A 19,498-nucleotide genomic window follows, 5' to 3' on the forward strand; every position below is an offset into this window, starting at 1 on the left:
TTCTTTAACCGCTCTGGTTTTATCTCTTTTACGCTTAGCAAACACTGTGAATTCAACATAGGCAATCTCCCTCGCTTCTGGTGTAATACCAATTCCATTAAATTTATGATCGCTGAATGATCACTTACTTAATGGAACTGGTATAATACCGCCCAATATTATTTAATGGCTTTATCCCCCCGGAAGACCCTGATGAAATTTATCGTAAAATTGTTCCCTGAAATCATGATGAAAAGCAAACCGGTAAGAATGCGTTTTACCAAAATGCTTGAAACCAATATCCGTAACGTACTTAAGAAAGTCGATGAGACGGCTAAGGTTAAGCGCGAATGGGATAAGATCATGGTGATGGTACCAAGCGATAGACCCGATCTGATTGAAGCATTTGGGGAGCGTTTAGCTTGCATTCCGGGTATAGCCCATATTCTGCAGGTCAATGAGAGTACATTCGAGTCGATGGATGATATTTACCAGCAGACATTGGCCTTGTATAAGGATGATCTCGCGGGTAAGACATTCTGTGTTCGCGCTAAACGTGTGGGTAATCATGATTTCAAGTCAATTGAAGTTGAACGTTATGTGGGTGGCGGCTTAAACCAGTTCACCGAGGCTAAGGGCGTTAAACTCAAGAATCCCGATATGACGATTAACTTAGAGATCGACAGAGAAAATCTTTATCTGGTGGTGAAGCGCATTCCTGGCCTGGGCGGTTTCCCTATGGCGACCCAGGAAGATGTGCTTTCGCTTATTTCTGGTGGTTTCGATTCCGGTGTCTCTAGTTATCAGTTTATCAAGCGTGGCTCCAGAACTCATTACTGTTTCTTTAACCTAGGTGGCGATCAACATGAGATCGGCGTTAAGCAAGTGGCTTATCATTTGTGGCAGAAGTACGGTGAGTCGCACAAGGTAAAGTTTATCTCTGTGCCGTTCGATCCTGTGGTGACTGAAATACTGGAAAGAATAGATAACGGTCAGATGGGCGTTATCCTCAAGCGTATGATGATGCGAGCAGCCACTAAAGTCGCCAATAAGATGGGGATTCAAGCCTTGGTTACTGGTGAGGCCATGGGACAAGTGTCCAGCCAAACTTTGACTAACCTCAATGTTATCGACCGTTGTACCGAGCAACTCATTCTTCGTCCCTTAATTGCCATGGACAAGCAAGATATCATCGATATCAGTCGTGAGATAGGTACTGAAGATTTCGCTAAGTCTATTCCTGAATACTGCGGCGTGATCTCACAAAAACCGACAGTGAAGGCTGTACTTGCCAAGATTGAAGCCGAAGAACTCAAGTTCTCTGAAGATCTTATCGATCGTGTTATCGAGGCGGCTGTGATCATAGATATCCGCGAGATAGCCAAGAGCGTGGATGCTCAGATAGCGGAGACTGAAACCGTTGATTCAGTCGATTCCAGCGAAGTGATCATAGATGTCAGATCGCCGGAAGAGGAGGAGCGTGATCCACTCAAGGTGGACGGTGTTGAAGTTAAAACTATTCCTTTCTTTAAGTTAGCGACACAATTTGCCGACTTAGCCAAGGATAAAACCTATCTGCTCTATTGCGATCGTGGTGTGATGAGTAAGCTGCAAGCGCTTTATCTTCAAGAGCAAGGCTATGAGAACGTAAAGGTATACCGTCCATAAGCCCCAGTGCCTGGATTGTTATCAAGTGGCTGGGCCATTTAGCCCATGTTTCAGTCGCCATATTTAAGTCACTGACAATTAAGCTCACAAGCCGCATCTAATTAGATGCGGTTTGTTATTGCCTTGCTTTCAGACACAAAAAAGCCGCATTAGCTGGAAGTAAGCTATGCGGCTTCTAGAACCTAGAGAGTTCATGCCTGGCTTGGTTTAAAAGTGTTACTCGGAACGCGTTACATTCGCAGTGGCTTCAGCTGCTTGATCTGTGGCTATTAGCATACTGGTCATGTCTTCATTCAGGTTTTGCTGCATCATCTCCATGCCCTCAGCAAGATCTGTGGCTATAGTTGCGTGAAGATCGATTGTGTCTATGGCGAATTCATCGGCACTGACACTCGTAGCAGTTGTAAGAAGAGCGAGTACAAAAACAGTTTTAAGATTTATCATATTAAGACGCCTCCGGGCGGGTCATTCGTGTTGTCAGACACTCCCCAGTTACGTCGTAGAGGCTGTCTAACTATAGTCATTTTATTGGTGCGAAATTTAACCAAAAACGCATTCCTTTACAAACGATAAAATGTAACAATACGGATTAGAAAAACTAATTAAAAAATGAGATCCTGATCACTATGTCAAGACGCTTACCTCCATTGAACGCGGTGAAAGCATTTGAGGCCGCAGCTAGGCATCTCAGCTTTACTCGCGCCGCAGAAGAATTGTTTGTGACCCAAGCTGCAGTGAGTCATCAAATTAAGGCGCTGGAAGAGTTTTTAAGCCTAAAATTATTTCGCCGGAAGAACCGTTCTTTATTGTTAACGGAAGAAGGTCAGGGCTATTTTCTCGACATTAAAGATATCTTCGTTCAACTTGCCGATGCGACCGATAGGTTGTTGGCAAGAAGTGCCATAGGCTCGCTCACAGTGAGCATGTCGCCAAGTTTTGCCATTCAATGGTTAGTGCCAAGGTTGGCCAAATTTAGCGAGAACAATCCAGATATCGATGTCAGAATTAAGGCTGTGGATGATGACGCTGCCGCGCTCTCTGATGATGTCGACGTTGCCATTTTTTATGGGCAGGGGAATTGGGCTGGATTACGCGCCGATAAGCTCAAAAATGAGGTGTTGATCCCGGTTTGTTCTCCTCTTTTATTAAACGGTTCTAAGCCATTAGATAAGCCAAGTGACCTTAAACATCATACCTTACTGCATGATACCAACCGTCATGATTGGCAAGCTTGGTTTAGACAATGCGGGATTAATGATATTAATGTGAACCAAGGGCCGATGTTTAGTCATTCTTCTCTGGTCTTGCAAGCTGCGGCTCATGGACAAGGTGTGGCCTTAGGGTACAGCGTACTGGCTCGTCCCGATATTAAGGCAGGCAGGTTAGTGTGTCCTTTCCCCGAAGTTTTGGTCAGCAAAAATGCATATTATTTAGTTTGTCAGCAGAACCATGCCGAGATTGGCAAGATCGCGGCTTTTCGTGAGTGGATGTTGGATATGTTTGAAGAGGAGTCTCGCAGTGAACTGCTCCCAGGTTAATAAGACCCTCGAAGATGAAGTGGCCGTAGAGAGTAAATGTTTTCTGATTAAAGTCCCTTTAGAAACTGAGGACTTGCTAGAGAGTGAGTGTATGCTCGATGGGACTCCCAATGAGACCTTGATCATTTTTACTCATGGCGCCGGCGCTAATATGCACAGTGACTTTATGCAAGAGATGGCGAGAGGACTCTTGGATAAAGGTGCCGAGCATGGCATAGGTGTATTGAGATTCAACTTTCCCTATATGCGAGCCAATGTCTTGGACGGTAAGCGTCGTCCACCGGATCGCGCGCCCAAGATACTCAAAGATTTTAATATTCACATCAAAGCCATCAAACGAGAGTACTCCCCTAAGCGAATTATCTTGATGGGGAAATCTATGGGGGGACGCATGGCGGCCATTCTTGCGGCCGATACGCCAGTTGATGGTGTGATCTGTCTGGGGTACCCCTTTATCGCACTCAAAGGCGGTGAGCCGAGGCTTGCACCCATCGAAGAGTGTCAGGCGCCTCTGTGCGTGATTCAGGGCGAGAGAGATAAGTTTGGCGGGAAAGGGCAAGTTGAACTCTGGTCTGTGATGGAGAAAGTCAGATTACATTGGTTAACCGACGGCGATCATAGTTTTAAGCCAAGAAAGTCGTCAGGCAGCACCCAAGAAGCTAACATTAATGCTGCAATTTCTCATAGTATCAATTTTATCAGGGGGCTAGATGCGTAAAGGGTTTCTATTATTGGCGGCGTTGAGCGGCTTCATGTCGGTGGCTTTCGGCGCCTTTGGTGCGCACGGTTTAAAACAGATCGCCACGCCAGAGATGATTGCTATCTTTAACTTAGGGGTGGAATACCAGTTTTACCATACCTTTGCCTTGATCGCCGTGGCCTTTGCGGGACATTGGCTACCGTCTAGGTTGATCGATTGGGCGGGTTATTTGTTTATGGGGGGCATAGTGCTGTTCTCGGGCTCTCTGTATGCCTATGCAATACTGGGTGCTAAATGGACCGGACCGATAACGCCTATTGGCGGCTTCTGTTTACTCTTGGGCTGGTTATTCATCGCATTGGCAGTGTGGCGTAACAGAGTGGTCGAACTCAACGATTAGACCATGATTAGAGCAAGCCTAACTTTGGTGTGCTGCTCTGGCGTCAGAGTTGGCCGAATAACTTAGACAGTGTAGAATGGCGGCCATTATGAATATGGTCGCCGTTTTTGTTTAAACATGCCGATTTAATATTCGTGTCGACTTAATATTCGCAAAAATCAATATTGAAAAGTCAGTATTGGTTAGCTTCAGGAATGTAGATGATTAACCTATTTTTGTTTTGTCGTGCAGGCTATGAGAAAGATTGTGCTGCAGAGATACAACACCGCGCCGCAGCGCTCGACATTGGTGGTTTCGTAAAAACCAATAAGAATGATGCCTACGTGATTTTTCAGTGCTTTAATGCTGGTGATGCTGATATTTTGGTGCAGAAGATCAAATTAGACTCTTTGATCTTTGCCAGGCAGATGTTTGCGGCAGCTGAGTTGTTGAAGAACCTACCGGAACAAGACAGAATCTCACCCATCCTCGAAGCCTTGTCAAAAATCAGCTATGCGGGTGAGTTAAGGGTTGAGACGCCTGATACCAACGAAGCGAAAGAGCTGTCGACTTTCTGTCGTAAGTTTACCGTACCCTTAAGGCAAAAATTAAAAAAAGCGGGCATCTTGCTCGAAAAAGAAAACCCTAAACGTCCTATTATTCACGTCTGTTTCGTGGCTCCGGGAACGGCTTATGTTGGATTTTCGTTGAGTAATAATAGCTCGCCCTATGCTTGCGGCATCCCCAGACTCAAGATGGCAGCGGACGCGCCTAGCCGTTCAACGCTGAAATTGGACGAAGCCTTTATTCACTTTATCCCTAAAGATGAGCATGAGACACGCTTAACCAGTGGCCTGTATACGGTTGACTTGGGGGCTTGCCCTGGTGGTTGGACCTATCAACTGGTGCGTCGTGGCATGTTTGTGGCGGCCGTTGATAACGGGGCAATGGATCAAGGGTTAATGGATACTGGTCAAGTTAAACATTATCAAGCCGATGGCTTTCGTTTCGAGCCACCGAGAAAGAACATTTATTGGCTGGTGTGTGACATGATTGAGAAGCCGTCACGGGTAGCCGAGCTTATCGAAGCTTGGGCGATCAATGGTTGGTTTAAAGAAGCTATCTTCAACCTTAAACTGCCGATGAAGAGCAGATATAAAGATGTTTCGACTATTCTTAAGACCATGACTGAGATCTTAAAGGAAAATGACGTCAAGGAGTTTGAGCTTTCTTGTAAGCATCTCTATCACGATCGTGATGAGGTGACTGTACACCTGAGGTTAAATCCTACTAAAGGTTTCTAGGTCAGAGAAGGCACTAGGGAAATAAGTTCCTAGGTTCTAGAACCTAGGAACTCGAGTCTTTTTACAGACGGTCTATCACAGCTTGAGTGAAATCAGTCGTACCATGAGTACCACCTAAATCACGTGTGGTGCGGTCGCCTTCGGCGATAACCGCAGATACTGCTGCACGAATATTTTCAGCTTTGTCTGCCATGCCCAAATATTCAAGCATCTGGATAGAAGCCAAGATAACCGAGGTTGGGTTAGCTAAGTTCTTACCAGCAATATCCGGTGCGCTACCATGTACAGCCTCAAAAATAGCCGCATCTTTACCTATATTAGCACCCGGAGCCATGCCCAAGCCGCCAACCAGACCTGCACAAAGATCTGACAGAATGTCACCGAATAAGTTAGTGGTAACGATAACGTCGAAGATTTCCGGGTTCATGACCAGCTTCATACAGGTTGCATCGACGATCATCTCTTCTGTGGTGATGTCGGGGTAACGTAGGCTCACTTCACGAGCGACTTTCAGGAATAGACCCGAAGTTGACTTCATGATGTTAGCTTTATGAACTATGGTCACTTTCTTGCGATTTTCTTTACGCGCTAGCTCGTAAGCAAATGTTGTGATCTGTTCCGCACCCTTACGCGTGATGATACTGGTCGCTTCAGCAGTTGAACCATCTTCAGAAAGTGTCTGGCCTAGACCCGAATACATGCCTTCGGTATTTTCACGTACTGTGATGATGTCAATGTTTTCATAACGCGCTTGCGTACCTTTAAAAGACACGACTGGTCGTATGTTGGCGTAAAGACAAAACTTCTTACGCAAGGTCACATTGATTGAGGTAAAACCTTCACCAACTGGGGTCGTTAATGGACCTTTAAGGGTGATCTTGTTTTTCTCAATCATATCGAGAGTGCGCTGAGGTAGTAGTTCCCCATGCTTTTCTAGTGCAGTTAAACCCGCATCGGTAAATTCGTATTCGAAATCACAACCTGCTTTATCGAGGATCTTAATTGCTGCGTCGATAATACTAGGTCCAATCCCATCACCAGGGATCACGGTTATCATTCTTTTTGACATGGAGAATCCTTCCACGGTTGGTCGTTACTGCTACTGTCTAACCCCACTTTAAACAGGGAGGCTACGACTAGGAATTATTTCTTATTGTTCACATCTTTATTTTAAACACTTTTATACATTTTTCACAGAAAATAGTGAGCAATCTCACGTTTTTTTATGTAGTGTAACTTGCATTAAATATAGCTTGTGACGATGATTGATCGTTAAAGGTTAAAAAAGACGACTTTAGTCTAGGGCCTGTTTATCTTTCTAGCTTGAATTTTGCTCAATTTCAATGGGTTTAGTGCAAGGCATCGTGCGATGATGCCTAATGTGTTAAGCGAAAAGCACGTAACGCGGCAATAAGGCCATTGAGATGAGCCCGCAGGGCAGCGTTTGTTGACTATTTCTACTGCGTTATCGCTTGTTTATGTAGAGCAACTACACGGCACAAGCTCCGCCTTGTATTAATAATCAACAACTCGCTGCAAAAACAACCATGAAAGGTCAACAGGCCCTAGTATCTTCAGTAAAAAATATAATAAAAAACCAATCAAAACCTAAAAAAAGTTAACACAATAAGAAAAATGAGGAAGACCTTGAAGTCACTACCAATTGCATCCTTGCTATTCCTATCGACGAGCTTACTGACCGCTGGTGGTTATGCCATGGCGGCGCATCCGGCGATAACACCCAATGACATCATGCACTTTGAATCACTGAAGAAGCCCGTGCTTTCTGATTCGGGGACCACACTGGCCGTTGAGATCTGTCCCGATCGTGGCGACAGTCATGGTTTGGTGAAGAGTTTAACGTCGACAAAAACATTCAGTGTCGATGGTGGCTCTAAGCCCAAGGTTAGCGCTGATGGCCGTTTTGTTGCTTTTAGTGTGAAGACACCTCTGCTTGAACTTGAGAAAGCATCGAAGCAAGAAAAGAAAAAGCTAAAACCCGCCATGGTGTTACTCGATACTCAAACGGGTAAAGAGACGCGTTTTGAGCGAGTGAAAAAGTTTGAATTTAACGAATCTGCTAGTCATTTGGCTATCTGGTTCGAGGCAAAAGAAGATAAATCAGACAAGAAAGATAAAGAAGAATCGGCAGACGACGATAAGAGTGAAGAAGTCGATAAGTTCGACAAGGGCTCACCATTTGAGCTTGTGGTACTGAAAAATGGCACTAGCCATAAAGTGGCTCATGTCACCGACTACTATTTCGATAAGAGTGGCAAGCACCTGATAGTAGCCAGCAATAATACTAAGGCTAAGGTTCATCAGTTAGTCCTGTTTAAGCTTAGTAACAATACCAGAGTGATAGTGCGCCAATATAATAATCAACAAATTGGCCATGTATCACTCAGTGACGATGGGGAATATATTGGCTTTACTCATGGCGTAGCGGATGTTGAGCCATATGGGCGTTCATATAACTTATCACTGTTTAATATAGAAACCTCTGAGGTTAAAGCCGCGCCGACATCGAAACAGTGGAAGCTTAACCGTTATACTAAGTTGAGATTTTCCGAAGATAGTCAACGTCTGTTCTTTGGACGTGTGCCTCACGTGAGTCAGCAGTTAGCGCTCGCGACAATTGAGAAGCAAGAAGACTTGTTCGATGAGTCAATCGTCACGGGTCAGCGAAAGCTACGAATATGGCACGGTGACGATGCGCGCATTAAGCCTAATGAGGTTAAACAATACGAGAAGGAGCAGAAGCGCACTTATCTGGCGGTACTGCACCTTAATAGCAACAACTTAGTCCAGCTGGCCGATGAAACTGTGCCGGATGTTGAGTTAGAGGAACAGACTCGTTTCGTGTTAGCAAGCTCCGACATTCCCTATCGTAAGATGATCACTTGGGCCGGTTTTTACCGGGATTATTATCTTATCGATCTTAATACCGGACGTAAGAGTTTAGTGTTAACTCAACAGCCGAGCAGCGAAGACCCCATTCTTTCGCCAAACGAGCGTTATGTGACTTACTTTCAGCAAGGTCATGTTTACCTGTATCAAATCTCGGAAGATAGACGCACTAATCTGACTAAAGACTTGAAGGTGTCATTCGCCGATGAAGATCATGACTATCCATCGAATGCACCGGGATATGGTTTCGGCCCTTGGTTGAAAGATGATGCAGGTTTCCTGGTATACGATAAGTACGACATCTGGCAGGTGAATACTCAGTCACATGAGGCATTTAAGCTGACAGCAGGTAAAGGGCGTAAGCAAGGTATTCAATATCGGGTTACTGGTTTAGTCGACGATAAGAATCATCCCGATGTGCTAGCCATAGATCAGCAAGTCTTACTTCATGGTTATAGCGAGAGAACCAAAGGTGACGGGTATTATCTTTCGACCATAGGGGTTGCAGGTGTTAAAACCCTGATGGAGGGGGATTACAAACTAAAGACGCTGACACGCAGTAAAAATACAGAAACTATAGTCTTCTCCAAAGAGCGCTATGACCTGTTTCCAGATCTTTATACAGCCGAGTATTTAACGCCGCAAAAAGCCAACAAGCAGACTGACTTTGATGCGCAGAAACGTCAGTTTAATTGGGGAAAGTCTGAGTTAGTCCATTGGACTAATGGCGATGGTCAGCCTCTGGACGGTGTGCTAATTAAGCCAACTAACTATGTCGAAGGTCAGCGCTACCCAGTGTTGGTGTATTTCTATCGTTTCATGAGTGACAGGTTGCACGCTTTCCCACAGATGAAGATCAATCATAGGCCTAACTTTGCCTGGTATGCCGATAATGGCTACGCCATCTTTCTGCCTGATATCAGATTCGAAGTTGGCTATCCTGGAGCAACATCTGTTCAGGCATTAACGTCGGGTGTGCAGAAGATCATCGAGATGGGCGTTGCTGATCCCGATGCCATAGGTATTCAAGGCCATTCATGGGGCGGTTATCAAACGGCATTTGCGGTGACTCAGACTCACATCTTCAAGGCCGCCGTCTCCGGAGCTCCCGTTTCAAATATGACCAGCGCCTATAGCGGTATACGTTTGGGCAGTGGTTTAGCGCGTCAGTTCCAGTATGAAACGGGCCAGAGCCGTATCGGCGAGAGCCTATTTCGCGCGCCGCAGAAGTACATCGAGAACTCACCAGTTTTCTACGCCGAGCGCATCGAGACACCTATGATGATCATGTTTGGTGATAAAGATGATGCAGTGCCTTGGGAGCAAGGTATCGAGCTCTATTTAGCGATGCGTCGCGCCGGTAAAGATGTGGTCTTCCTACAATACCAAGATGAGCCACATCATCTGAAGAAGTATCCTAATAAGCTGGATTACAGCATCCGCATGATGGAGTATTTCGATCATTATCTTAAGGGAACACCTGCTCCGACTTGGTTGACCCAAGGTGAAGCTTATATCGAGTATAAGAAAGCGGACTAGTCATAATCTTAAGTTCAGTCAATAACAGAAAGCCGAGTATAGACTCGGCTTTCTGTTATAAGGGCCTGAGCTATCAGCCTGCATATTTCTTCCCAATGTTCAGATTTTAATCTAGTTTCTGATATTAGGGATAGGATGCTCCTAAGTTTTTAGTGTTTGTGATTATTTCCCGCTGATGTTATCTATATGGGCTGACGAAATATAATCCACCCCAAGAATATACTCATTTATCTCTGCTTTAAGGAAAGAACAATATGGATGGACTTTGGTTGCACATGGGGACTGTGTTTATGGGTTTTTTCGCCATCATGAATCCTATTGCGAATGTGCCAATATTTTTAGGATTAACCTCGGAAGAAGATGAGCAAACCACGAAAGCCATCGCATTTAGGGCCCTGCTATTGGCTTTTATCATCATTACCTTATTCTCACTCGCTGGTCAGTATATTTTTACCCTGTTTGGAATATCGCTATCTGCATTTAGGATAACGGGGGGCTTACTGGTTTTCTTGATTGGTTTTCATATGCTGCAGGGAAATAATTCCAGCGTGCATCACCCGGATAATCAACAATTACGTGAGAGTAAACAAAATGCTAGTGATAAGGCTAAGGCACGTGAGGCTGCTCTGAGCATAGCGGTATCCCCACTGGCTCTGCCGATCTTAGCTGGACCAGGAACTATAGCCACAGCCATGAGCTTTTCGGCGGGAGGGGGCATAGAGGAAATGTTGATCACCATAGGGGCCTTTGGTGTTCTTTGCCTTGTCACCTACGGTTTCTTTATCTCAGGTGGAAAGCTGGTTAGCTATTTAGGCAATGCAGCACTCGGTGCTATCACCCGAATGATGGGCCTTATTCTCGCCGTCATAGGAACACAGATGGCGATAGAGGGCATTAAAGGCGCCTTTGGTATCTAACAGTCTTGGCAATATGAGCTTAACTTCAGTCGTCAATGAGAGTTAGGTTCATCCGGTAAATTGATAAGTTGAGCCAAAATAAGGATATTAGTGATGGATGATGCTAAAGGTGCAGGGGTACGCATACCGCCTCCTGTGGTGTTTATCTTCTTTATGTTTTGTGGGCTAGGGTTAGGCTTTAGTTATCCCATAGCTATCCATTTTCCTGTGGCATTAGCATACACAGGTGTGGCATTAAGCATATTTGGACTCATGGTTTTATTGCATTTAGCGACGCTTTTTAAGCGGGTCAAAACCAATATCGAGCCCTGGAAGCCCACTTCTAGGATTATCTCCACGGGTATCTACGCTTACTCCCGTAATCCTATTTACCTGGCATTTTGTACTATTCCTTTGGGGGGAGGCCTGTTTTTCAGCCATATCTGGTTAATGCTGAGTGTGATCCCGGCATGTATATCTGTCTATTACCTGGCTATTCGACCGGAAGAAGCTTATCTGACTGAAAAATTTGGTGATGAATACCTAGCATATCGAAGTCGCGTCAGGCGTTGGCTATAGTTGAACTTGGCCTCAAGTCTTTTAATTAAATCAGTCAGTGAGTTAGTGTACAAGGGGATTAAACATGATACTGGAAGTTGCAATAATTTCTATGAGCCTTTTCCTGAGGTTGAGCATTATCAGAAGGTCTTTTAAGTATCAATTTAATCATTAGTTTAACTTGCTAGCTTTAGCTTCTATCACTTCACTAATCTAAGTTAACCCGGGAGGACAGCAATGAAAAAAGTAGCACTGATCACAGGCGGTGGGCGCGGAATCGGCGCAGAGACAGCAAGATATCTGGCGAATCATGGATATGCTATCGGGGTTAACTACAAACAAAATAAACTGGCTGCTGAACACTTGGTAGCTGAATTACAGGCTAAAGGTTGCGAAGCTTTGGCACTGCAGGCGGATGTATCCATTGAGCGTGAGGTTGTTGAGCTGTTCAACACACTGGATCGAGAGCTGGGTAAGATCACAGCCCTAGTCAATAATGCCGGCATTTTGATGCCGCAGATGAAAGTAGTTGATATGACGGCAGAACGGATTAACAAAATACTGACTAATAATGTCACCAGTTATTTCCTCTGTTGCCGCGAAGCGGTGAGACGCATGTCTATTTCTGCTGGAGGATATGGTGGTGCGATCGTGAATGTCTCCTCGGCGGCATCTAGAATCGGTGCTCCGGGCGAGTATGTCGATTATGCGGCGTCTAAAGGCGCCGTCGATACATTGACTAGAGGTCTGTCGGTTGAGGTGGCAAATGATAGCATTCGGGTTAATTGTGTCAGGCCAGGCTTTATCAATACCGGTATGCACGCCGATGGGGGCGAGCCCGATAGAGTGAAACGCCTCGCGCCTATGATCCCAATGGGCAGAGGTGGGGAGCCAGAGGAGGTGGCGGCTGCCATTGCCTGGTTACTATCAGATGAAGCTTCCTATGTGACCGGCACCTTTATGGATCTTGCCGGTGGTAGATGAGCTAATTTACCATTTTGACTTCTAAGCTTAATCCCGCAGATCTCTAACCCTTGTTAACTGCTTTTTTGATATGATTTTTGCATCGCTACGACGTGAAGCAGAAATTAGGAGAGAAGCGTTGCGGCAAGAGGTGTTATTGAAAGATTAAGCTAGGGTAAATTCAATCAGGCTAGCTAGTGAGCAAAGTTAATGGCTAGCCTGTTGATTATCATTTTTATTACTAGCGTTTAGCCGCCTATGGTTGCTGCAAGGTATTGATCGTAAGTATCAGATCCCCAAGCGATCAGTTTCTGATCCTTAAATAATAGCGGAGTGCACTCGTCTCTGGTGGTTACCCCATCGGATTGAGCATGATGAGTTCGATAAAAGAGCACCTGCAATGCAACATCGTCTGTCACTTTAGCTTCCGAAAAATCAGCCTTACCCATTAATAGTTTAATGTCTGATAAGCTCTGGCCTATAGTGATATCGGCTAATTTTGCATTGTTGTAAACCTGTCTGTCTTCCCAGTGCATCTCATCTGGGGTCGGTTCATACACGAGTACCACGACAGCGACAAAGGCGGTGTAGGCAGCAAAAATAGAGCCGATAATGACTGGAACTTTAGATTTCATCTGCGAGCTGGGTCCTTGATACATAATAACGGGATGACATAGGTACATTATACCTATGAAGCTCTATAAGATACTCACTTCACGCTACTAGGTAAACAACAAGAAGGTAACTTAATGTTTACAACTTTGTGTATTCTTTTCTAATCTAACCGATGTGGACCTAGCTGCTTACAGCTTCTTGTGGCAATCTAAATTGGCTTAGATTGGCCTTTAATGGCATATCAGTCTGCAGTTGGACCAGTTTATAGCTAAGTCTGGCCATCTGTTTACCCTCTTCGAGCTTCTTTGCCTGTTTAGCCCCCACTTCATCGATAGACAAATAGATATTGGCAAGAGAGCGAAATATTTTTAATAGCTCAATGGCTGATTTCGGGCCGATACCCGGAACGCCTGGTATCTTATTACCGCTGTCCCCGGCTAAGGCGAGATAATCGATAAACTGCGAGTGTTGAACCCCCAGTTTCTGCTCGCGTTCTTCTACTGTCAGATAGGCCTTGTTAAAGTGGTCCCATCTTTTTATCTTAGGGTGATTGAGCTGAGTGAAGCCTTTATCCGTCGATACTATGATGGCCTCACCACCACTGGCGGCGAGTTTGCTTGCTAGGGTGGCAATGACATCGTCAGCCTCGGAGTTAGCATCCAGGGAGTTAACATGTATTTTAGCAAGATGCAGCTTTAAACTTGGCAAGTACTCAGACAATGCCTTGGGCATTGGTTTTCGCCCTTTTTTATAGTCTTCGAACAGGTGTTTTCGCCATGAGATCTCGTTTCCGTCCCAGACTATCGCCGCATGGCTTGGTTGGTGGAATTTGAGTAACTTCTTGCAGGCTGAGGCCACCCGGTTATCGAGTCCGTTAGTATCGTTCTCATTGGGCTGCGCTGCATGGATGCGACGGACTAAGTTTAAGCCATCAATAATTAAAAAAGTGTTCATCTATTGTTTTTATCGTTTGGTTGTTAGGTAAAGCAAGCCAAGCAAGCCGTATTACTACCGGCTTGCTTGGCTATAACTCAGACTTTTACACGTTTGGTTATGCTTAATTATCTATCTTGTAGCAGGGAACATATTCACTACCAGGTAACTTCATTCTCTGTTGTTTTACGAAAGCGCTTAGGAGAGTATCCATCATAGCCATAAGCTTAGGGTCGCCCTTTATTTCGAAGGGTCCATGTTGTTTAACACTCTTGATGGTTTCCATCTTCACATTGCCAGCGACTATGCCTGAAAACGCTCTGCGTAAATTCGCGGCAAGTTCCGCCTTGTTATCCTGAAAATACAGGTTGAGATTGCTCATCATCTCATGAGTGGGGTTGAAAGGCAGCTGAAATTCGGGCTCAATTTTCAGTGACCAGTTATATTGATAGGAGTCGCCTGTATTTTTTCTATGATCTTTGACGACATCCATACCATGGCTCATAATTCTGGCGACTTGCACTGGGTCATCGATGACTATTTCGTATTTACTCTGGGCTTCTTCTCCTAAGGTTGCCCCGATAAACTCATCGATCTTGATAAAGTAATCGGCACTTTCTTTAGGGCCAGTTAGTACCAAGGGGAAGGGCATGCCTTCGTTTTCTTTATTGAGTAAAATACCGAGTAGATAGAGCAATTCTTCGGCGGTGCCTGCTCCGCCAGGAAAAATAACGATGCCGTGACCTAAGCGGACGAAGGCTTCTAAACGCTTCTCTATATCGGGAAGGATCACCAACTCGTTGACAATCTGATTAGGAGGTTCGGCGGCGATGATGCTGGGCTCTGTGAGTCCCACATATCTTGCTTGTGATATGCGCTGCTTTGCGTGACCTATCGTTGCTCCTTTCATGGGGCCTTCCATGGCGCCTGGACCACAGCCGGTACATATGTTCATCTCTCTTAAGCCAAGCTCATAGCCCACTTCGCGAGTGTACTGGAACTCGATGGCATTAATGCTGTGCCCACCCCAGCACACGACAACGTTGGGGTCTTCCAGTGGAATAACCTGGCCATTACGTAAAATATCGAAAACGACGTTGGTGATATGGCTAGAGTTGGTCAGGTTGATATGCTTGAGATTATCGTATTTATTGCTGACGTAGACGATATCTCTGAGCACGGCAAATAGATGCTCCTGAAGGCCTCTGATTATTTTTCCGTCGACAAAGGCGGCTTCCGGAGGGTTGGTCAATTCAATCTTAATTCCGCGCTCTCGACGTAGAACATTAATGTTGAAATCATTGAATTGTTCGAACAGGTTTTCGGCATTATCGCTCTGTAGGCCTGATGCGAGAACGGCCAATGAACAGTTACGATAAAGTTGATATAGTTCGCTTTTTGCGCTTTGTTTTAGACGATCGACTTCCAATTGTGAAAGCTGATCCATGCTTCCTTTAGGGCTGACCTTTACAATCATAGTAACTCCTTCGCTGTGACTGGAGTTCAATGATGTGCATTTATGGCATCGTTACATACGATGCCAGCCTATCAAGATATCTAAGAGTCTTACGGGTATAGGCTACACGTCAATGATCACTCTGTCTCTACTTTCATGTTTTGCTCGATACAGTGCTGCGTCGGCTCTATCAAAGGTTTCATTGATGAGCTCATTATTAATAATCTGTGCAGCACCTATAGACACTGTAACTGTAATCCTCTGATTTTTAAACTTAAAAGGAATACTTTTTACTTTCTCCCTCACTCTGTTCAAAAGTTGTTCAATATCTGTGGAGTTTACATCAGGAATAATCAGCACAAATTCTTCACCACCATAGCGGGCGACAAACTCAGTATCACGCAGTGAATTTTTCAATGCCATGGCGATGACCTGGAGGGTTTTATCACCCGTACTGTGGCCAAAACTATCGTTAATTATTTTAAAGTGATCAATATCGGCCACTGCGACCCAGAGTGGTTGTTTATGACGTTGATAATTACGATATTCCTGTTCCATTCTCTCTTCGAGGGCGGCCCTGTTAGGCAGCTGGGTCAAGGTATCGAGTAAGTTGAGTTTCTGCTGTTCAAATAGCCGTTCTTTAAAGGTATTGGCTTCCTTACCTAGCTGGTTAAGCTCTTTACGCATGGCTTCCATAGATTTACGAAGTAAGGCTTGTTCGCGCTCCTCGAGGGCCTCTTTGCGTCCAAGAGCCGATCGAATCGAGGCTAGCTGTTCTGTGACTTGAGACTTTAATCTATGAATGTCATCGATATCTATGATGGCTTCACCTACGTTATCGACGCGGGTATTAATTTCACGATTGAGCTGCTTTTTTAGTTGAGAGCTGCGTTGATTATTGTTGTAAGAGTCACTTACCACTTCTCTCACTGCAGACAGGGCGTCGTTTAAGGCATAGAGAAATTCCTGAGAAGCAGATTTCTCTCTTGCGATATTATCCAGTAGCAGAGAAAGCACTGTCTGATAGGCATCGATGAGGCTGTCTATTTCAATATCGTTAGAAAGCACCTCTTTGAGCACGAGTATTCGATCCCGCTGATCTTTGCGAAATTCGATCTCGGAGATCATTTGAGCGAGTTCATGAGCCAGTTGACGATGCTTGGGGAGCACGACGAGTTTATCACCCTGTGCCAGCTGCTCTTCCAATATGCTTTCATAAAAGCCAACCAGTTTTTCGACTTTAGGGATATAGTCCCAGAAAGTATGGAAAGGCTTGGCGAGATCTTTCTTGAAGTAACTGATCTCTTTCTTGACCTTTTCGGGAACAGATTGGACTCGCTGTATCTGCCTGATGACCCGGGATAAGCTGGCTCTACTGTCTTCGAGTTGAACCATGACATGGTTATATTGTTGCTTAAGAAGCTGCTCAACCTCAACTAATTCAGGTAGCGATTCTTCGACTGTCTCGAAATCAGTAAAATGATGTCTTAATTTAGCCAGTTTATTATCGAGCTCAAGACTTTGTCCCTTGCAGGCAAGACTCAGATGACCAATAAACTGTACTAGTGTCCTCAATTTATCATTTCTGTCTTCGTTCATGCTATCGAGTGCGGCTCTAGCCGAATGAAGTTTTTGCTTTAATAAACTGAGCTGAGATGTGTTTGCCATCGAATCCTTCATTAACCGTGTCCTACTTCTTCAAGGCAAAAAAATGAAAAAATTATTTCAAATGTAAATTTGTACTTCTAATGTTATAGCAATCCCTTTGGAGTGCAAACCTCATTTTAGTCTAGCGCGATTATTAATCATCTTGATTAGGCTAATTCTGTTATATCCAGATGTTCATGGCTTTTCCACCTGGGCCATAGAATTTTTTTCTTGTCACCATTGGTATCGACCTTCAGTAACCCACGCATTATGCCCTTTTCCAAGTGTAAATATAGCGGTGTTGCAAAGATAGCCGCTGGAGCAAAGTTCAATGCTTTAATGGAAACATAGTAATCAGTGTCCTGCCCCAGACTCAGTGCGGCCGCTAGCGTCATCTGTACTGCACCAAAATGAACCTCGGCAGACAATTTAATGTCGGGATCCATCAGCAGAGGAAGAGGCAGCATGCCTATATGGATAGAGGTGTCACCATAATCTTTATCAATGGCGTTACGGGACTTTTGCAATAACTCATTGGCTGTGACAGGCTCTCTCAGAGACAGAATAAATAATCCAGGCCGAATAAGGTATACCTTCCCTGCTAAACTGTGAGCCAGAGCTTGGAGCTGAATTTTATTCATGTTGTTATTGCACTGAAAACCTTGATTGATATCTGCGTTTAATTGACCCGTCAGTGAAACTAAGGCTATGGCATGAGGAGTGTCTTTATTTTGTGACTCAAGCTCTTCGATGAAGCCTTTATAGCCAGGTAAACCACTCACTGGCTCGATAACGCTTTTGCCTCTAGCCTCTAATAAGCTAACTGCTAATACGCTTTTTCTTCGCCATTGATTCACTCCAATGAGTGATACTAAGCACACCAAAATCACCGCGGTGATCAAGAGTAGTCTCGAACGTGTTAACTGGGTGCTGAGTACACTTCTTTCGCCTTGAAGCTTATGTACTTCAAGCTTTAATTTTTGCTCGGCAAGTACCGATGAAGTGTAGTCGGTGGGAGTATCTAGTGTCTCTGGCGTGGATAAGTTAAGGGCGATGAGCTTATCCAGTGTCGCAAGGGCCTTGTCACTCTGTTTAAGGTTTCTATATGCCTGAGACTGATATTGTAATGCTTCTATCTGTTCATCTTTGAGCTTAAGATTCTCTGCATTGTGTAAGGCTAAGGTGCTATGTTTTTTCGCCAGTAGCCAATCTTTATTGGCAACGGCAACTTGGGCAATCAAGAGGTCATTAAAAACAAGATAATGGTTACTCTTTCTGGCAAGAAAAATGGCATTGGACTTAAACAGAAATTCAAAAGACGTTTTGGTGTTGCCGTTATTGAAATAGGCCTCGCCTAAATTATGATAATTTAATGCTTGAGCAATCACATTTTGATCTTTGTAATCGAGCTGTTGGGCATTGAGATAGTAATCGATAGCCTGATTCCAGTTGTTTTGATTGGCATGAACCATAGCCATCACTGTCATGCAATGAGAACGTAACCGATTCATATTAAGTGCCTTAAAGCCTTCATCTGCATCATGGGCGTATTGGGTGGCTTCATCCCAAGACTCTAGGTCCCGATATACCCTTGCCAGCTGTAGTTGTAAATTAGCCTTGAGAAAAGGTTTATCCTGACGGTTCGAGAGTCTAAGTGCTTCGCTGTAATGTTGTAATGCTAAAGATAACTGATCCCGTTTATTATAGAAGTCGCCTAAAGCGGACTCTGCGTGGGCAATCAGGTAATCGGTCCTAAGCTGATAGGTCGTGTCTCTATACAGTTTTAGGTGAATTAGCGCCAGTTTATCCTGATGCAAGATACGATGTAAGCTGCCAAGATGATAATGGATGAGCTGTTTTAATAGCTGGGCTTGCAGATCTTGCTCACTCTCTATCAGGCTGAGTGCTTGGTCATAATGGGGCAGTGCTTGTTGGTAATCATGTTGACTCCTGGCTATGTATCTACCTTTTAACATTTGTAGGTAGCTTTCATCGTAGGCTGTGGTTCCTATGATCTCCAGCAGCGACAATAATGCCTCGGTTTTACGATATTTATCTTTCTCTTTCACATAGGTGCTGAGATAGAGTCGTGTGAGCAGCTGCAGTTTATATTTTAGCTCATCGACTCGGTAACCTTGGTCGCTGGCTACTCGTTCAAAAACAGAGAGACTAGTGGCAGATATGGGTAAGGTGATTGAGGCTTGTAATTCTTGTAACAGCTCGACAGGCGATTCTTTTAACTTAATTTCAAGGGCGACATGATCTTGAGCGTAAGTCGAAGGTGCGGCTAAAAGTAGCAAAAAAATCACAGATACAAAAAAAATACGCATAAGAAGCAGATACCTTGCCCTCTTAAAGGGACGTTCGGTCAGTCATTGTATTGTCTCAAAATCGACTCGTAGAGGCATAGGTT

General features: G+C 44.5%; 16 protein-coding genes. 9 read left to right on the forward strand and 7 right to left on the reverse strand.

The features are described from left to right. The first annotated feature begins 192 nt into the window (after positions 1-192). Positions 193-1,647, forward strand: a complete 1,455-nt coding sequence (gene thiI / locus FS373_RS04710) for a tRNA uracil 4-sulfurtransferase ThiI (protein WP_144047559.1) — start codon at positions 193-195, stop codon at positions 1,645-1,647. 216 nt (positions 1,648-1,863) lie between these two features. On the opposite strand, the gene FS373_RS04715 is transcribed toward thiI, so the two are convergent. Then, entirely contained in the window at positions 1,864-2,091 is a 228-nt protein-coding gene (locus tag FS373_RS04715) for a hypothetical protein (RefSeq protein WP_144047558.1), read from the reverse strand. 182 nt (positions 2,092-2,273) lie between these two features. On the opposite strand from FS373_RS04715, the gene FS373_RS04720 reads away from it, so the two are divergent. The 4 genes from FS373_RS04720 (at position 2,274) to rlmM (ending at position 5,568) form a co-directional block, all read left to right on the forward strand. After that, positions 2,274-3,185: a transcriptional regulator GcvA gene (locus tag FS373_RS04720; protein WP_144047557.1), complete on the forward strand. Its 912-nt coding sequence runs from the start codon at positions 2,274-2,276 to the stop codon at positions 3,183-3,185. Beyond that, a complete protein-coding gene (locus FS373_RS04725) occupies positions 3,166-3,903 on the forward strand; it encodes an alpha/beta fold hydrolase (RefSeq protein ID WP_144047556.1) in 738 nt (245 codons plus the stop codon). The genes FS373_RS04720 and FS373_RS04725 overlap by 20 nt, the downstream gene beginning before the upstream one ends. Then, positions 3,896-4,285: a DUF423 domain-containing protein gene (locus tag FS373_RS04730; protein WP_077752566.1), complete on the forward strand. Its 390-nt coding sequence runs from the start codon at positions 3,896-3,898 to the stop codon at positions 4,283-4,285. The genes FS373_RS04725 and FS373_RS04730 overlap by 8 nt, the downstream gene beginning before the upstream one ends. 200 nt (positions 4,286-4,485) lie before the next feature. After that, complete coding sequence (gene rlmM, locus FS373_RS04735) at positions 4,486-5,568, forward strand: 23S rRNA (cytidine(2498)-2'-O)-methyltransferase RlmM (RefSeq protein ID WP_144047555.1); 1,083 nt, start codon at positions 4,486-4,488, stop codon at positions 5,566-5,568. A 61-nt stretch (positions 5,569-5,629) separates the two neighbouring features. On the opposite strand, the gene FS373_RS04740 is transcribed toward rlmM, so the two are convergent. Continuing rightward, on the reverse strand, positions 5,630-6,637 hold the full coding sequence (locus tag FS373_RS04740; protein ID WP_144047554.1) for an isocitrate dehydrogenase: 1,008 nt from the start codon (positions 6,635-6,637) through the stop codon (positions 5,630-5,632). Between the two features lie 578 nt (positions 6,638-7,215). Here FS373_RS04740 and FS373_RS04745 point away from each other — a divergent pair. The 4 genes from FS373_RS04745 (at position 7,216) to FS373_RS04760 (ending at position 12,455) form a co-directional block, all read left to right on the forward strand. Next, positions 7,216-10,017, forward strand: a complete 2,802-nt coding sequence (locus tag FS373_RS04745; protein ID WP_194165803.1) for an alpha/beta hydrolase family protein — start codon at positions 7,216-7,218, stop codon at positions 10,015-10,017. 254 nt (positions 10,018-10,271) lie between these two features. Beyond that, positions 10,272-10,934 (forward strand): MarC family protein, encoded by a 663-nt coding sequence (locus FS373_RS04750; protein ID WP_144047552.1) that lies wholly within the window; start codon positions 10,272-10,274, stop codon positions 10,932-10,934. A gap of 93 nt (positions 10,935-11,027) precedes the next feature. After that, positions 11,028-11,492 carry a methyltransferase family protein gene (locus tag FS373_RS04755; RefSeq protein WP_152828856.1) on the forward strand — a complete coding sequence of 155 codons (465 nt, stop codon included), beginning with the start codon at positions 11,028-11,030 and terminating at the stop codon, positions 11,490-11,492. A 216-nt stretch (positions 11,493-11,708) separates the two neighbouring features. Continuing rightward, positions 11,709-12,455, forward strand: coding sequence for an SDR family oxidoreductase (locus FS373_RS04760; protein WP_144047551.1), 747 nt, complete (start codon positions 11,709-11,711; stop codon positions 12,453-12,455). A 227-nt stretch (positions 12,456-12,682) separates the two neighbouring features. Here FS373_RS04760 and FS373_RS04765 read toward each other — a convergent pair whose 3' ends face one another. From FS373_RS04765 to FS373_RS04785, 5 genes are all read right to left on the reverse strand, one after another. Beyond that, the gene (locus tag FS373_RS04765; protein ID WP_144047550.1) at positions 12,683-13,069 is read right to left on the reverse strand and encodes a DUF3192 domain-containing protein; all 387 of its coding nucleotides are present in this window, start codon (positions 13,067-13,069) and stop codon (positions 12,683-12,685) included. 160 nt (positions 13,070-13,229) lie between these two features. Continuing rightward, positions 13,230-14,003, reverse strand: a complete 774-nt coding sequence (xni, locus tag FS373_RS04770; protein ID WP_144047549.1) for a flap endonuclease Xni — start codon at positions 14,001-14,003, stop codon at positions 13,230-13,232. 103 nt (positions 14,004-14,106) lie between these two features. After that, the gene (gene ppnN / locus FS373_RS04775) at positions 14,107-15,459 is read right to left on the reverse strand and encodes a nucleotide 5'-monophosphate nucleosidase PpnN (protein ID WP_144047548.1); all 1,353 of its coding nucleotides are present in this window, start codon (positions 15,457-15,459) and stop codon (positions 14,107-14,109) included. A 102-nt stretch (positions 15,460-15,561) separates the two neighbouring features. Next, positions 15,562-17,118 (reverse strand): GGDEF domain-containing protein, encoded by a 1,557-nt coding sequence (locus tag FS373_RS04780; protein ID WP_144047547.1) that lies wholly within the window; start codon positions 17,116-17,118, stop codon positions 15,562-15,564. Between the two features lie 134 nt (positions 17,119-17,252). Beyond that, the gene (locus FS373_RS04785) at positions 17,253-19,415 is read right to left on the reverse strand and encodes a tetratricopeptide repeat protein (protein ID WP_152828857.1); all 2,163 of its coding nucleotides are present in this window, start codon (positions 19,413-19,415) and stop codon (positions 17,253-17,255) included. Positions 19,416-19,498: the final 83 nt, after the last annotated feature.

Source organism: Shewanella sp. YLB-07, from assembly GCF_009377275.1.

Bases quoted from the DNA above. Each gene is read 5' to 3' on its own strand.
- FS373_RS04760 (WP_144047551.1), top strand. From the start codon at position 11,709: ATGAAAAAAGTAGCACTGATCACAGGCGGTGGGCGCGGAATCGGCGCA.
- FS373_RS04720 (WP_144047557.1), top strand. From the start codon at position 2,274: ATGTCAAGACGCTTACCTCCATTGAACGCGGTGAAAGCATTTGAGGCC.
- FS373_RS04715 (WP_144047558.1), bottom strand. From the start codon at position 2,091: ATGATAAATCTTAAAACTGTTTTTGTACTCGCTCTTCTTACAACTGCT.
- FS373_RS04730 (WP_077752566.1), top strand. From the start codon at position 3,896: ATGCGTAAAGGGTTTCTATTATTGGCGGCGTTGAGCGGCTTCATGTCG.
- ppnN (WP_144047548.1), bottom strand. From the start codon at position 15,459: ATGATTGTAAAGGTCAGCCCTAAAGGAAGCATGGATCAGCTTTCACAA.
- FS373_RS04785 (WP_152828857.1), bottom strand. From the start codon at position 19,415: ATGCGTATTTTTTTTGTATCTGTGATTTTTTTGCTACTTTTAGCCGCA.
- FS373_RS04765 (WP_144047550.1), bottom strand. From the start codon at position 13,069: ATGAAATCTAAAGTTCCAGTCATTATCGGCTCTATTTTTGCTGCCTAC.
- FS373_RS04740 (WP_144047554.1), bottom strand. From the start codon at position 6,637: ATGTCAAAAAGAATGATAACCGTGATCCCTGGTGATGGGATTGGACCT.
- rlmM (WP_144047555.1), top strand. From the start codon at position 4,486: ATGATTAACCTATTTTTGTTTTGTCGTGCAGGCTATGAGAAAGATTGT.
- xni (WP_144047549.1), bottom strand. From the start codon at position 14,003: ATGAACACTTTTTTAATTATTGATGGCTTAAACTTAGTCCGTCGCATC.
- FS373_RS04780 (WP_144047547.1), bottom strand. From the start codon at position 17,118: ATGAAGGATTCGATGGCAAACACATCTCAGCTCAGTTTATTAAAGCAA.
- FS373_RS04755 (WP_152828856.1), top strand. From the start codon at position 11,028: ATGGATGATGCTAAAGGTGCAGGGGTACGCATACCGCCTCCTGTGGTG.
- FS373_RS04750 (WP_144047552.1), top strand. From the start codon at position 10,272: ATGGATGGACTTTGGTTGCACATGGGGACTGTGTTTATGGGTTTTTTC.
- thiI (WP_144047559.1), top strand. From the start codon at position 193: ATGAAATTTATCGTAAAATTGTTCCCTGAAATCATGATGAAAAGCAAA.